The sequence below is a fragment of the Algivirga pacifica genome (genome assembly GCF_039543525.1).
GTDB lineage: Bacteria > Bacteroidota > Bacteroidia > Cytophagales > Flammeovirgaceae > Algivirga > Algivirga pacifica.
The window spans coordinates 25,877-42,148 of record NZ_BAABJX010000068.1; the positions used below are offsets into that span (position 1 = coordinate 25,877).

The following is a 16,272-nucleotide window of genomic DNA, read 5'->3' on the forward strand; positions in this document are numbered from 1 at the left end:
TCAAATTTGAATCAATTTGAACAGGTTATAGAAATTTTATCTATCTAAATCAGTATTCCAAACAAGCTCTAAACATCATGAACGCAATTGCACAGCAATTGCAATTAAACACCCTGAACAAGAAATAACCTGATCAATACCTACTTATAGGATCACGGAATAGATTTTGTAAATATTCAAAAGGATGATTAAATTATAAGAAGAACTCAAACCACTTAGACTATTGGTGATCGAAAAAAAACTACCCTTACAGTCGCCTTACCTCAAGTCATTTTTACCCTACAGTGCACACCTCAACGACTATAAAAACTACGTCTGCCTGTATCATTTTTTCAATAGTGCGGGAATTATGTCTGCTCTATTGATCACCAGTACCTTCTTGATTTCTCTCAGCTCATCCCTCAAATGGATGTATATGCTTAGTACAGGGGCTGCTTTACTTGCGCTCATTGGACTTTATATGCTATTGATAGAGCGATATATCAGTATCAAAAGACAACTGATTCATCATCATGTTTATCTATTGGTTATTACCTTACTCTTATTGGTGATTCCCCAGTTTCCTTGGTTCAAATTACTACTCATTCCTTCCTTTGGAGGGTTGTGGATCATTCAAAAATATACTTCCTACAACTTATACGAAAGGGGGATTATTTATATAGATGTCAAAGTTTTCTATCAAAAAGTCAAGCTATATACCTTAGGTGGTTTTATCAGTGGGGCGATCGCTTTTGTCCTATTATATTGGTTTTTCAATATCACCGCAGTATTGCTATGGATACTGTTCTGTTTTCTAATTGGTACTATTACGCTGATTCTTGTTTTTTCATTCTCATCCATGAATGCTTCTATACAGTTTCACCGTCATGCCCTAAAAAAGTTTCAACGTCAGTACTCTGTACAAAAGGTAATTAAGGACGTTCTTAATAATGAATACTTCGCCTACCTATTACTTATTTTTATGACCGGTAGTAGTGTTATGACAATATCCCTCCTACATTTACCTGATCATTTTCTACTTGGCAAAAATACTGAACCTTATACCTACCTACTGCTATCGATACTCACCCTTATCCTTAGTCTTTATTGGGGTATATGGAAATGGCCTTTAGAGAGAAACATCTTTCTAAATGCCAGAGTTAAGTCACTCATTAAAATCTTCCCTATCCTTTTTGGTGTATTCTTACTGCTTTACACCTTTACGGCTTTATTACTGAATCACAGCCTTTACCTCAATGTCATCTTTCTTGGAATTTTAGCCTTTTTATTTGCTACTGATATCAGTCTGGGGGATTACCTCATTATTATTTTATTCAAACCCTTCAGAGAGAAAGTCAAAAATACCGCCTTTGTCCTTCTTATCTTCTTGGGGGTATCGCTGCCTACCTTGTTCTTTTGTGCTATCGACACCCTCGTGTACCTCCCTAAATACGTCTGGATCCTAACACTTTTCATTTGTACAGCACTATGGGTCTACTATAGTATCAAGGGAAGTGTAAAATATAAGTCCTTAATGCGGATCGCCATTTCCGAGCGCCATAATATCAGACGGTATGATCTCACCACGATGGAGGATGAAATATTAGAGCATTTTATTACACTCTCTGAATCTCCTTTACCCTATAAAGGGATTTATGCCTACAGTGAGCTCTTACAGATCAATCCCTCCTTAGTTCAGCAAATTGTCCAAGAGGTATTGAGCAAAAAAGATCACAATATGCAAATTCCTATCATTCGTTGGATACAGCAAGAGCGTATTCTGGAATTAAAAGACAGCTTATTGCCAATTCTAGATCAACCTACCGATCAGGATGTACGCATAGATGTATTACAAGCAGCGATTGATAGTCTATTACAGTTATCCAATAAACATACGTACAAAGAACATATTCCTCAACTACAAAAGTGGCTGGAGTCTTCTTATTCTTTACCTATTCTACAGATACTGGTAAGATATGACATACTTCCCCTTCAAGAGCAAGTCAATGAGAAGATTGATAACTTATTGGAAAGTGACTCCCTGCAGGATATTATCATTGCGATTAAACTTATTGCCCAATCTCCTAAACAGCAATATACCACTACACTCGACCATCTAATTCAACATCCTAATAGAGCTGTTCGCAAACAAGCAATCAAAGCTACCGGACAATTGCAATCTCCACACCATATCCCGGTACTCATGCAATTACTTCAAGGTGATGAGATGACTAAAGAAGCCATAGATTCACTCAGTGCTTACGGAAGCGCTGCACTAGAGGCTATTGATCATGCACTCACATTCTATCACAAAAGCAATCCTAATATGCCTTTGTACTTATGTAGGGTATTGGGAAATATAGGAGGAAGTAAAGCTCAAGAAATCCTATGGAGAATCGTCACCTTTCCTTGGAAAGAGGTGCAAAACACAGCACTGATTGCCTTGAGGAAAAGTATTCAAGTATTGGATAACGAACAGACCTTCTATCTCATCACAGACCACATTGAGCGAAAGGTCAAACAGATTTCCTGGATATACACAGCGCTCAAAATTATTGATGGGCAAAAATCTTATCACTATCTCTTTCAAGCATTAGAGGATGAGGCAAGAGTCTTACAGCATCAGATTGGTGTACTTTATAATATTTTGAAGCAGCATATTTCAGAAATCCCCTCTTTCAGTAGCCTTGGAAGCAAGGTTGATGAACTAAGGAGGGAGCAAGATTTGCTTTCTGATGATAATGACCAACTACTTCAACATCTTCTGCCCAAAGACCTATCTCAAAAACTCATGATTATTGAGGGTTTTTATAGTCTGGAAGAGAAACAAAAAAAGCTAGATTTTTACTATAACAACAACTTGATTGATGAATTAAGTATTACTTCTACTATTCTCAAGCCTAGTAATGTGAAAAACAGGGGGTTTAGTCGGTGGACTATCGCCATGACTCTACATGTCACCTTTGATATCGCCACCCCTAAAATCATGGATTACTTCTCTTATTACCTCAACAGTAATGATTGGCTACTAATAGAACCTGCATTGGATCGCTTAAAAAGATATAGTCATTTTCGTGGATTTGATATTGCGTCCTTACTTAAAGAATTTGTTTCACCAACACGGTACAACTTACTTATGAATATCCTCAATGAAAGTGTCAAGCCTCTCACACAAATTGAAAAAGTACTGCTCTTAAAATCAACTCGGTTGTTCAGCCAATTATCAGAAAGTTATTTAACCGAAATCGCAGAACTATTAACCGAGGTCAAGCTAACCCAAGGAGAGAAGCTCTTTGAAAAAGGAGCATTCCTCACTGGCATTTACATCATATATGAAGGGGAAGTACTTATTTCTAAAAGTGCCATCTTGAAAGACACTCTTATTGATCGGGATTTCTTTGGGACACTTTCCGTTTTGGATAACCAACCTGTTGACTATTCAGCATACATCATCAAAGATGCTATTCTACTTAAGATCAATAGGGAAGACTTTCTGGGGCTATTGGAGCAACGTCCCGAGATTATGAAGTATATCATACAGCTCGTATGTAGTAAACTCCGTCAAAAGGATCAACTTTCATCCTTATACTAAGAGCTTTTGTTCATATTGTTTAGTTGAGCTTCGCTTCGCTCGTTCAAAATGTTTAGTTGAAATACTATTCCTCTCACCTCTTGGCGAGAGCCTATATTATACCATCAGTCCGGGAAATTAACTTTTATGAATACTTCCTGTATAAAACAACTAACATACGCCGTGTAGCGGTATGAACGAGCGAAGCTCAGCTCAACAATATGAACAAATAAGTTCCTTAAGATACTACAGCTCGCATAAGTACCCCAGCAAGGCTCTAACGTCCTTGTGCGACTTCACATGATATGATGCTGCCGTCGTTCCCATTCCCACTTTTATGGTATGTGCCCTCTTAGGCATTACTTTGAACATATCTTCGTCGGTCACATCATCACCAATAGTCAAGATAAAGTCTTGCTCATCACTCAGCCATTTGCTTGCAGCCCTTCCTTTGTTCACCTCTTGATGCTTGACCTCGATCACCTTGTTGCCTTGCATGATCTGTAGATTCATATCACTGGTCATGTAACGAAGATTATCCACTAGCTCTCTTGACCTCATGATACCGAACTCGGGATCTGCCTTTCGGTAGTGCCAAGCGATGGAATAATCCTTATATTCCGAAAGTGCTCCTGGCGTACGATCTACGTATCGCTCAATAATTCCTCCTATTTTCTCTTTCCACTCTTCTCCTAAAGGCTCTATCGTACTAAATGCTTCTCCATATTTACGGGTCCATACCCCATGTTCTGCCACAATATCTACCTTTAAGCCCTTCAACCACTCATTTAAGGTATATTTATCCCTGCCACTAATAACAACTATCGTGTTCTTGGGGTCATTGGTTAATTTTGTCAACAAGTTAATCAACTCCTGATCAGGGAAGACACTTTTAGGATCATTATCAAACCCTTTAAGGGTTCCATCGTAATCCAAAAACATAATTCTGTTTTCAGCCCGATCATAACGCTTCTTTAATTCTTTCTTGAAGGAAACAGAGATGTTTCTTGCATCCAGTTCCTTTTGTCGATTTTTGATAACTGTCAATCCCTCCATAAAGCGATCTACCCATTTGTGAACATTATAGCGCTTGAGCTTTTGCTGCATATCCAGCAATCGAGTAGATTGTTCTTCCAACGGCATTTCTAAAGCGGACTTTATTGCCTCGACAATTTGACCTTCATCGTTAGGGTTTATCAAAATGGCCTCGGAAAGCTCCTTGGCAGCACCCGCCATTTCACTAAGAATCAATACCCCTTTACGATCTACCTTACTTGCTACATATTCTTTGCATACCAAGTTCATTCCATCTCTATTCGGAGTGATCAAGGCGACATCAGAACGGGTATACAATGCTGATAAAACGGGGAACGATAAGGAACGATAGAAATAATGGATAGGCATCCAATTTAATCGGCTGTGCTTGCCATTAATATTTCCCACCAATGTATCGATCTCCTCTTTAAGTTGCTGATACTGCCCTACTTTATCTCTTGAGGGCACAACCAACAAAATCATAGATACTTTCCCCTTATAATCAGGGTAAGCATCCAGAAAACGATCCAATGCCAAAAGACGACGTTTAATTCCTTTCGTATAATCCAATCGGTCAATGGAAAGGATGAGTTTCTGATCCTGCCAAAGGCTCTTATAGCGTTGTAATACTGTATGCGTTTTTCTAGACCTTGCCGATTGCTCAAACTTTTCATAATCGATTCCCATTGGAAAAGCATCGACAGCTATCAAGCGATTACCTACAGAAATATTCCCCATACTATGTCCATATCCCAGGATTCTACTGACAGAACTCATAAAATGTCGCATATCATCATAGGTATGGAAGCCTAGCAAATCAGCCCCTATCATCCCTTGTAGAATCTGTACACGGTGAGGAAGTAAACGGAAAATCTCATAAGAAGGAAAAGGGATATGTTGGAAAAATCCAATCGTAGCATTGGGTAAACGCTCCCTCAACATCCCGGGTAATAATAGTAGTTGATAGTCATGTACCCAGATCACATCATCATCTGAGGCATTTTGAAGAATCGCATCACAAAAGCGTTGATTCACCATCACATACATTTGCCACTCTTCATCATCAAACTTGGCAAACTCCGTAAAATAATGGAACAACGGCCATAAGGTTCCATTACTATACCCTTCGTAATACTTCTTTATTTCTTGCTTGGACAAGAACACAGGAAACATATTGTCTTTATGTAGTGCCTTGGTAATCGTCTTTTCCTGCTTTTTATCGACGTCAATCATCCCAGGCCAACCGATCCAAAGGTTTCCTTCCTCTTTGTAAATAGAACTAAGTCCTGTAGCTAAACCTCCTGCACTAGGGGAGAACTCTATATCTCCTTCTTGGGATTCCTTGACTGTGACAGGTAAGCGGTTGGATACAATAATTTTTTTTCCAGCCATGTTTGTTAAGTAATTGGTTTATATGTTAAAGAATTGATTTTGGATTCATCTCTATGGATATAGTACTACACACGATTCCTCTTTATACTATGAAAATATGAGAACATTATTCTCAAAGGATTAATAAAAGTCATTTTTTATCAATGAGATATACTTAATATTGCCGAGGTTAAATAATATATGGATTTTATCATATATTACGATGTATAAATTACAGGTTTCCTAGATCATATTATAATAATTGAACAATTAAGCAAATCACGATAAAACTATTACCACCATGAAAGAAGTTACGATTGGGATCGATATAGGAGGAACTAACACAAAAATTGGAATCGTTGACCGAGAAGGATCATGCTTAGTTTATAAAAGTATAGAAACTGCGGCAGACCAACCTGTAGAGGTTTTTCTTTCCTTACTTTTTAAAGCCATTGAAGACCTAAAAGAAACCCTAACCGAACCTCATGACATCAAAGCAGTAGGGATCGGAGCTCCCAATGGAAACTACTATGCCGGTACAATTGAAAAAGCCGCTAACCTAAAAGGATGGGGAGATTATGTCCCATTGGCCAATATTATTAGTGAGCGTCTAGGTATTCCTGTATCACTAACGAATGATGCGAATGCCGCAGCCTTAGGAGAAATGAAGTACGGTGTCGCTAAAGGGATGAAAAACTTTATCGTGATTACCCTGGGTACTGGTTTAGGAAGTGGCATTATCGTTAATGGAGATCTATTGTATGGACACGATGGTTTTGCTGGAGAATTTGGACATATCAATGTGGTCCCTAATGGTCGTCAATGTGGTTGTGGTAGCAAAGGATGCTTAGAAACGTATGTTTCTGCTACAGGACTTGTGCGTAATATGATTGAGCTTATCGCTGAGAACAACGGCGGAAGCCACTTAGACCAATATAATTTCCACACGATTTCTTCTAAAATGATTTTTGATGCTGCGGAAGACGGTGATCCTATCGCTGCACAAGCATTCGAAATGACGGGAGAAATTCTTGGAAAAGCATTAGCCGATGCGATCGCTATCTTTAGTCCAGAAGCTATTATTTTGTTTGGAGGTATGGCTTCTTCAGGTGATCGTATTATGGAGCCTACAAGAAGAGCGATGGAGGAACATACCATTCGTGTCTTCAAAGGCAAGACAAAATTACTGATTTCAGACCTAAAAGGGGATAATACAGCAATTTTAGGTGCTAGTGCACTAGCTTGGCAAGAATTGGATAAAACCAAGTAATCCACAATTAAATACCAACATCATCCACTTTTACAAAAGCAAGTTCTACGGAGCTTGCTTTTTTTGTTATTATACCCTCCTTAGGAGTGTCAAGAACAAATGCTTAGCCAATGATTATCAGGGTTTTCTCCAACTCTTTTCCCTATATTTGCAAAAATCAACTACTACCATCAACATGCTAACCAAAATTTCAGAACTAAAAGAGCTTGTTGCAAAACAATCTCAAAAGAAACGTGTCGTATTATGTGCCGCTGCCGATGATCACTCATTGGAAGCTGTCTACCATGCCTATAAAGAAGGGTTTATCAAGCCTATCTTGGTAGGAAATGAGGAAAACATACGCACAATGATCAAGGAGTTGAACTTCAACTTTCAGGAAAGTGATTTGACTATTATCCACGAAACTGATCCCAAAATGATGGTGGAGAAATCCGTAAGGCTCATTCGAGGTGGGGGAGGTGACATCCTGATGAAAGGGCATATTACTACCGCTGTTTTGCTCCGAGGTGTCCTTAATAAGGAATGGGGTTTAAAAACACATCGTCTACTATCACACTTTGCACTGTTTGAGATTCCTGCCTACCATAAGCTGCTTACCTTAGCGGATGTAGCCATGAACATCTCCCCTGATTTGGAGACTAAAATTGGGATTATCAATAACTGCGTAGAGTTTATGAATAAGCTAGGCATTCAGAATCCTAAGATTGCCGCTATCGCCGCAGTAGAAATGGTTAACGAAAAAATGTCAGCCACTACAGACGCTGCCTTGCTTTCTATCATGAACCGCAGGGGACAGATAAAAAACTGTCAAATTGATGGGCCTTTAGCCTTTGATAATGCGATTAGCTTTGAAAGTAGAGACCATAAAGGAATTAGTGGTGAAGTAGCAGGAGATGCCGACATGCTATTGGTTCCAGATATTGAAGCTGGTAATGTTTTGTATAAAGCATTTGTCTTCTTTGCCAATGCCAAAGTTGCTTCCATTATTCTAGGAACAAAAGTCCCTGTCGTACTGACTTCTCGTGCAGACTCAGAAGACACTAAGCTCAACAGTATCCGATTAGCTGCAGCTTCTGTGTCAAGCGTAGGTTTCTAACATTGAACATTCAGACATTCTAATTGTATCTATGATATCTTTGGTGATCAATCCAGGGTCTACTTCTACAAAAGTAGCCGTATTTGAAAACGATCAAGAATTATTCGGTCAAAATATAAGCCATCCTACAGAAGAGCTGGCCAAGCTGTCTACTATCGATCAGCAATACCAGTTTCGTAAGGATGCTATTCTCCATATCCTAAAAGAACAACAGCAAGATCTTCAAAAGCTAGATCTAATCATGAGTAGAGGAGGACTATTAAAACCTCTCAGCTCTGGTGTATACCAAGTCAATACACAAATGATTGACGATCTTAAAAATAGTCCCAGACAACATGCCAGCAACCTGGCTGCCATGATTGCCTTAGACATTGCTGAAGAGCTAGGCATCAATGCCTATATTGCAGATCCTGTAGTGGTGGATGAACTCCAACCATTAGCTCGATACTCTGGAAATCCATTATTTCCGAGACGATCTATCTTCCATGCATTAAACCAGAAAGCCATTAGTCGTCAATATGCCAACGATATTGAACGCCATTATGAAGATCTTAACTTAATTGTTGTTCATATGGGCGGTGGTATTTCTGTTGGGGCCCATGAAAAAGGACAAGTAGTCGATGTAAATCAAGCTTTGGATGGGGAGGGACCTTTTTCTCCAGAAAGAAGTGGTACACTTCCAGTAGGAGATGTGATACGTACTGCTTTTAGTGGAAAATATTCTGAACAGGAAATGCTACAAATGGTTGTGGGAAAAGGAGGCATGGTTGCCTACCTGGGAACCAACGATGCTTATCAGGTAGAATTAAATGCACAGGCAGGTGATGCTAAGGCGATGGAGTTCTATGAAGCAATGGCTTATCAGGTAGCCAAAGAAATTGGTAGCATGAGTACTGTTCTAAAAGGAAAAGTGGATGCAATCCTATTAACTGGAGGCTTGGCCAAAAGTCGTATGCTTACAAAACTGATCGAAGAAAGAGTCGCTTTTCTTTCAGAAGTCAAGTGCTATCCAGGTGAAGATGAAATGAAAGCTTTAGCATTTAATGGAATGCTATTAAGCCAAGGCGAGTTGGAGATAAAAAAGTACCAGTAATGAATAATTACTGAATACTCATTAACAAAAGTTCGTAAATAATTGTTAATACATTCTTTTTTAGCGAATTAGAAAGACAATAATTTGTCAGATTCGTTCAAATACTAAAAAGATTAGTACTTATATTTACAGCGCAATACAGAGGGAGATCGCGGGAACAATTTACCACTGTCTCATTAACTTCTGTAAAGTCGCTATTTCATTTATAAAGCTAACCACTCACGGTAATGAAAATCAATCTTAACAACTTTGAGAGATTTGAGGAAAGGCACAACAGCCCCAACCATACTCAAATCGAAGAAATGCTTAAAGTAATCAACGCGTCATCTGTTGACGAACTGATCGAGCAAACCGTACCAGAACACATTCGACTAAAAAAAGCATTGGATCTGCCAGCTCCAATGACAGAGTATCAGTTTCTGAAAAATTTTAAGACGATTGCACAGAAGAATAAAATCTTCAAGTCGTATATCGGAATGGGCTACTACAACACCATCGTTCCAGGGGTAATTCTTCGAAACATTATGGAGAACCCGGGGTGGTATACTGCTTATACTCCTTATCAGGCTGAGATCGCTCAAGGTCGTCTGGAAATGCTGATCAATTTCCAAACAATGATCACAGATCTGACAGGAATGGAAATTGCCAACTCATCGTTACTGGATGAGGCGACAGCAGCTGCTGAAGCGATGGGACTATTCATGGCATTGAGAAAGAAAGATAAGAAGAAATCAAATACTTTCTTTGTTGCTGACCACTGCCACCCTCAAACGATCGATGTAATGAAAACGAGAGCGGAAGCTTTCGGATTCAACCTGGTGATCGGTGATTACAAAACGATTGATTTAACAGACGCTGACCTTGTTGGTGTATTAGTACAATACCCTGATACCAACGGTGAAGTAGTTGACTATGCTGACTTTATTGCTGCTGCACACGAAAACAACGTAAAAGTAGCTGTAGCTTCAGACCTTCTAGCCCTGACGATCCTAAAAACTCCAGGAGAAATGGGCGCAGATGCCGTGGTGGGTTCTGCACAGCGCTTTGGTGTACCAATGGGATTCGGTGGTCCTCACGCTGGTTTCTTTGCCACTCGCGAAGAGTTCAAGCGTCAAGTACCTGGACGTATCATTGGTGTCTCTAAAGATATGGATGGAAATGATGCTTACCGTATGGCCTTACAAACTCGTGAGCAACATATCAAACGTGAGAAAGCAACCTCAAACATCTGTACTGCACAGGTATTGTTGGGGGTTATGGCTGCCGCTTATGCAGTTTATCACGGACCAGAAGGATTGAAGCGTATTGCTTTCCGTGTACACGGTATGGCGACCCTATTGAAAAGCTCTCTTGAAAAACTTGGTTTTGAGGTAGAAACAAACAATATGTTTGATACCATCACTATCAATACCAACGGACAAGCAGCAGCTATCCGTAAAGTAGCTGAGGCAAACGAGGCAAACTTCCGTTATTTTGATGCCAACCGTATCGGTATTGCATTAAACCAAACTACGGATATCAACCACATTAACGATATTGTAAACATCTTCGCAGAAGCAGCTGGTAAAGCGGTTGACTTCACGCTAGCAGAAGAAGTAGAAGCATCTTTGGATAACACACTACTAAGAACTTCTGAGATGTTGACACACCCGGTATTCAACCAGTACCACTCAGAGCATGAAATGCTTCGTTACCTGAAACGTCTTGAGAACAAAGACCTTTCATTAGTACACTCCATGATCTCTCTAGGATCATGTACGATGAAGCTAAATGCTACGGCAGAGATGATTCCTGTAACATGGCCAGAATTTGGACAAATTCACCCATTTGCTCCAGCAAACCAGACGGAAGGTTACAGAGAAATCTTCAAGAACTTAGAAGCATGGTTGGAAGAAATCACAGGATTTGATGCCTTCTCACTACAACCAAACTCTGGTGCAAACGGAGAGTATGCAGGTCTTTTGACTATCGCCAACTACCACAAGGCAAATGGTGACACACACCGTAACATTGCCTTGATTCCATCTTCAGCCCATGGTACTAACCCTGCATCTGCAGTGATGGCTGGTATGAAAGTGATCGTTACAAAATGTGATGAGAACGGAAACATCGACGTAGAAGATCTTCGTAAGCATGCAGAAGCAAATAAGGAAAACCTTTCTTGCTTGATGGTGACTTACCCATCGACACACGGTGTATTCGAGGAAAGCATCCAGGAAATCTGCCAGATCATTCACGACAATGGTGGTAGAGTATATATGGACGGTGCAAACATGAACGCCCAGGTAGGTTTAACAAACCCTGCAACAATTGGTGCAGACGTTTGTCACTTGAACCTTCACAAGACCTTCTGTATCCCTCACGGTGGTGGTGGACCAGGCATGGGACCTATTGGTGTAGTTGCTGATTTGGCTCCTTACTTACCAGGACACGTAGTAGTAGACAATGGTGTAGGAGAAAAAGCGGGTTCTGCTGTTTCTGCAGCTCCTTGGGGTAGTGCAAGTATCCTACCTATCTCTTATGCTTATGTAGCTATGATGGGTGGAGAAGGACTAACCAATGCGACCAAAACAGCCATCTTGAATGCAAACTACATCCAATCAAGACTGAAAGAGCACTATCCTGTTCTTTATGTTGGATCTAACGGAAGATCAGCACATGAAATGATTGCTGATTGCCGTCAGTTCAAAGCCGTAGGAATTGAGGTAGAAGATATCGCAAAGCGTTTGATGGACTATGGCTTCCACGCACCTACGGTATCATTCCCAGTAGCTGGAACATTGATGATCGAGCCTACGGAGTCGGAGACTAAGGCTGAGCTAGACCGTTTCTGTGATGCTATGATTGCGATCCGTAACGAAATCCGTGAGATCGAAGAAGGTAAGGCAGATCAGGTAGTAAACGTATTGAAGAATGCTCCTCATACAGAAGCAATGGCTGTTGCTGATGAATGGACACTTCCATACTCTAGAGAAAAAGCCATCTATCCTCTTCCTTACGTAAGCGCCAACAAATTCTGGCCAACAGTAAGAAGAGTAGACAGTGCCTACGGAGACAGAAATCTATACTGTAGCTGTATCCCTGTCAGTGATTATGCTGAAGAAACCGTGAATGCTTAATCAAGTATTTCATTGTTAAAGTATATATAGAAAAACCTCCCGGAAACGGGAGGTTTTTCTTTTAATAATGCTTCTCCAAAAAAGCCATCGCATTGTCACTCAGGAATCGGCTGACAATCTCTTCAGGATCTGTGTGACTTCCATTGGATAAGTACTTCCCCTTTCCTTCCATATAATCATAAGCATGCATGAGTAGGTAGGTATCCAGCTCCTTTAGATCTTCTGCTGTCCAATAACCATTCAAAGGATTCACTATCCCATCATAATCACTCCCCAATGCCACCGTTCCCCAAGGATAAAAATCCGCCCGATCCAACACTTCAGCTACATGCTGAATATTATTCCAAACGAGCTTTGCCCGATGAAAGAGTACTTTCTTTCGGCCTATCTTTCCTGAGGCTTGCTTAAGCGCCGCTTTACTTGCTATTCTTCGTTCATCAATTTGCAAACAGAATAACCCTCCGGAGCGAGTGATTTCCAAGATTTCATCATCAAAGAAGTTAATATCCATATCATATAAATGACTGCTCATTTCCGTGCTCATCGTTTGCTCGTAATAAGACTTTGTACCTGTGGCTGCACCATGACTCACAATCAGCGGAACCGGATCGTATTGATAATTTTCTTTCAGATATTGTAGATACTGCTGCCGACTCTTGACACTCATATGTTTGATATCAATCAAAATACGATGCTTCTCTTTGTCTAATAAGCGATCTAAGACCTCAAAGCCCAAAGGAGTAATTCCTTCATTTAACCCCTCACTCTGATCCACCAACTTATTGCTAATACCATTCATACTCTCCGCGTGTCCGCATAGATTATTGTAAAAATGATGTGCATACGTCATATAAAGTGGCTTGTGGGACCATGCTTTAATCTTATCGACATTCTGTAAGACTTCTTCTCTATGGATAGGTTTTCCCATCCCTGTATTCAGTACATTTCCCCCTTCAATTGAAAATACCACTCCAATCGCATGTTCATCCTTGGAAATTATATCCATTAAGTGAGCATAATTTTTCGATAAGCAATACTTAAAGGTTCCTTTATGGGTATCTACTTCCTTTCCATCCCACCAACGATAAAAAGCATATTCTTTTTCCAGGTCACTAAAATAATCTTCCATTTCCTGTAGTCGCTTAATCCTCGGCTTACCTACCATAGTCGTTAAATTAACGACAAACTCTGTCAGTTTTCCCGTTCCAAAATTACTATCCACAAACCCTCTTTCTAATGGGTATAAAGCCACGGTCACTACCCTAACATTACCTGCTGCTATGGAAGTAAAATCAGACTGAGAAAAGTGTATCAGGTTACCTGGTAACGCATTTTTAAACTTGTCCCAAAAGGTAGGGTTATCGTAATGCCAAATACTATTTCGTTGTGTTGCCAGGGGAGGGGGGAGCTCTAAAATGTCTTGCTGAATACTATCCGGAATGCCCAACGCATGATGTTGTCCAAAAGGTTTAAGGGCAGGGTGGCAATGCATATCCACTATGATATCGTTAAAATCGGACATGTTTTTAGGGTTTTAGGTTTTTTAGCAAGGGTACCTCATAGTAAGCAATCAAGCGAGATGTTTTTCTAATGGATGAAGGATGAAGGATGAAGGATGAAGTTAATCCATCACTTTTTACCTTTTACTTTTTTCTCCTTTCTCCTTTCTCCTTTCTCCTTTCTCCTTTCTCCTTTCTCCTTTCTCCTTTCTCCTTTCTCCTTCAACCAAAAGTTGAGATAACCTTTCTTCGTTCAATATTTCAGATAATAAACTACATAAGCCTTTCTAAAAATCGAAATATAGTTCCCCGAAATCAGAGAACAGTACATTGATAACATATACTCTATTTATTCCCTTAGAAATTTAGTAAATTGAATTATCACAATATTTCAATTGAACTAAACCTTTCTATTGAACAATACTCTTGGTATTATTCAATTTAAAAGGTGATATAACTCAACCGATAACACCCAAAAGCTATGAAATCAATACTGCTACTTATAAGCATGTCTTTTACGATATGGCAGATCTCCATGGCACAAACAGATCAGGAAGTGGAGATGAATAAACAAGAGGAAAATACCCGCGGACAGGTTCTTTACGAGGAATCTATGCGAACTCAGGAACTTGAGTTCAGAGACCTTTCGCTTGACGAATTCTCTATATATGTAGAAAACCTTGAGGATCTTGAAAGCTACTCTGAAGACGAATTACTACTCATTAAAGCATTGGAAGATCCTGATGCCATGAATGAAGAGGAGATTGAAGCCATGTACCTGCTCGAAGATGAAAAATTTGAAATTTATGAGGAAGATCAAATCAAAGAACTCTACCTCTTTAGTGAAAATGACTTTGAGCTACTGGAACAGCAAAGTACAGAAGAGAATCAGTCAATTGACCTTGACCGCATTCCTTCTGAAGCTACCCTCTTATTCAAAGAAAATGGGGAGTATATTTTTATCATTGATGATACGCCAACGACAACAGGGGACGAATAAATTAACGTTCTGGTAATCCTAAGAGAAAAAACACTTAATGTTCCTTTTTCTTTCATGCGATTTACTAACTTTGTCGCATCTTTGAGCCTTCGGGCTTAAAATTAAGCAATAACAAAACATATCAACATCTTTAGGTACACACTTTAAGAGCAAATCTAGTAATGTCCTCTGTAAAAATCTTTTCAGGCTCCGGCACTGAATATCTCGCAAAAAAAATTGCACACTCTTACGGCAAGTCACTTGGTGAAGTACAAACCAATCGTTTTAGTGATGGAGAAATCTCTGTTCACTTTACAGAATCTGTTCGTGGGTGTGATGTTTTTCTTATTCAATCCACATGTCCTCCAACAGACAATATCATGGAGCTGTTGTTGATGGTGGATGCTGCCAAAAGAGCCTCTGCTGCTACTATTTCTGTGATTATCCCTTATTTCGGATATGCAAGACAAGATAGAAAAGACAAGCCAAGAGTAGGTATTGGAGCTAAACTTGTAGCCAATGTACTAACTGCTGCTGGAGCTTCTCGTGTAATTACTTGTGAACTACACGCTGACCAAATTCAAGGTTTCTTTGACATTCCAGTAGTTCACTTACAAAGCTCTCCTATCTTCGTTCCTTACATCAGTAGCCTTAACCTAGACAACTTGGTATTCGCGGCTCCTGACGTAGGAGGTTCTAAAAGAGCCCGTACCTATGCAAAGCACTTCAAAGCGGAAATGGTAATCTGTGATAAATACAGAGAAAGAGCGAATGAAGTGGCTTCTATGCAGGTGATCGGAGACGTAAAAGACAAAAATGTTATTCTTGTGGATGACTTGGTAGATACAGCTGGAACACTGTGTAATGCTGCTGAGATCATTATGGAGAAAGGAGCTAAGAGTGTAAGAGCAATCTGTACGCATCCTGTGCTTTCAGGCCCTGCTTATGACAGAATTGCGAACTCCGTATTGGACGAGATGATCGTTACTGATACGTTAAAAGTAAAAGCCAATGCTGAAAAAATCCGTGTACTTTCTGTAGCAGATCTATTTGCTAAAGGTATTCGTAAGATTCAGGATCACGAGTCAATCAGCTCTTTGTTTATCTAGTATAAACATTTCTGATATATACTTGAAGCCTTAGTTGTTATCTAAATAAACAGCTAAGGCTTTTTTGTTCATACCGCTACACGACGTATGTTAGTAAACATATTAATTTAATATATACACTTAAAATCAAGTATTTACGGCACTTCCTTCA

At 39.7% G+C, this 16,272-nt stretch carries 9 protein-coding genes; 7 read left to right on the forward strand and 2 right to left on the reverse strand.

Annotation, left to right across the window (positions count from 1 at the left end; genetic code table 11):
• Window positions 1-226: 226 nt before the first annotated feature.
• On the forward strand, window positions 227-3,571 hold the full coding sequence (locus ABD985_RS20700; protein WP_345375170.1) for a HEAT repeat domain-containing protein: 3,345 nt from the start codon (window positions 227-229) through the stop codon (window positions 3,569-3,571).
• Between the two features lie 225 nt (window positions 3,572-3,796).
• On the opposite strand, the gene ABD985_RS20705 is transcribed toward ABD985_RS20700, so the two are convergent.
• Entirely contained in the window at window positions 3,797-5,977 is a 2,181-nt protein-coding gene (locus tag ABD985_RS20705; protein WP_345375172.1) for a bifunctional alpha,alpha-trehalose-phosphate synthase (UDP-forming)/trehalose-phosphatase, read from the reverse strand.
• A 280-nt stretch (window positions 5,978-6,257) separates the two neighbouring features.
• On the opposite strand from ABD985_RS20705, the gene ABD985_RS20710 reads away from it, so the two are divergent.
• From ABD985_RS20710 to gcvP, 4 genes are all read left to right on the forward strand, one after another.
• A complete protein-coding gene (locus tag ABD985_RS20710; protein ID WP_345375174.1) occupies window positions 6,258-7,226 on the forward strand; it encodes an ROK family protein in 969 nt (322 codons plus the stop codon).
• 175 nt (window positions 7,227-7,401) lie between these two features.
• Complete coding sequence (locus ABD985_RS20715; protein ID WP_345375176.1) at window positions 7,402-8,322, forward strand: bifunctional enoyl-CoA hydratase/phosphate acetyltransferase; 921 nt, start codon at window positions 7,402-7,404, stop codon at window positions 8,320-8,322.
• A 31-nt stretch (window positions 8,323-8,353) separates the two neighbouring features.
• Window positions 8,354-9,415, forward strand: a complete 1,062-nt coding sequence (gene buk / locus ABD985_RS20720; RefSeq protein ID WP_345375178.1) for a butyrate kinase — start codon at window positions 8,354-8,356, stop codon at window positions 9,413-9,415.
• Window positions 9,416-9,642: 227 nt separating this feature from the next.
• The gene (gcvP, locus tag ABD985_RS20725) at window positions 9,643-12,534 is read left to right on the forward strand and encodes an aminomethyl-transferring glycine dehydrogenase (RefSeq protein WP_345375180.1); all 2,892 of its coding nucleotides are present in this window, start codon (window positions 9,643-9,645) and stop codon (window positions 12,532-12,534) included.
• Between the two features lie 61 nt (window positions 12,535-12,595).
• Here the strand turns inward: gcvP and ABD985_RS20730 are convergent, their stop codons facing one another.
• A complete protein-coding gene (locus tag ABD985_RS20730; protein ID WP_345375182.1) occupies window positions 12,596-14,056 on the reverse strand; it encodes a membrane dipeptidase in 1,461 nt (486 codons plus the stop codon).
• Window positions 14,057-14,514: 458 nt separating this feature from the next.
• On the opposite strand from ABD985_RS20730, the gene ABD985_RS20735 reads away from it, so the two are divergent.
• A complete protein-coding gene (locus ABD985_RS20735) occupies window positions 14,515-15,033 on the forward strand; it encodes a hypothetical protein (RefSeq protein ID WP_345375184.1) in 519 nt (172 codons plus the stop codon).
• Between the two features lie 161 nt (window positions 15,034-15,194).
• Window positions 15,195-16,121 carry a ribose-phosphate pyrophosphokinase gene (locus tag ABD985_RS20740; protein WP_345375186.1) on the forward strand — a complete coding sequence of 309 codons (927 nt, stop codon included), beginning with the start codon at window positions 15,195-15,197 and terminating at the stop codon, window positions 16,119-16,121.
• Window positions 16,122-16,272 lie beyond the last annotated feature (151 nt).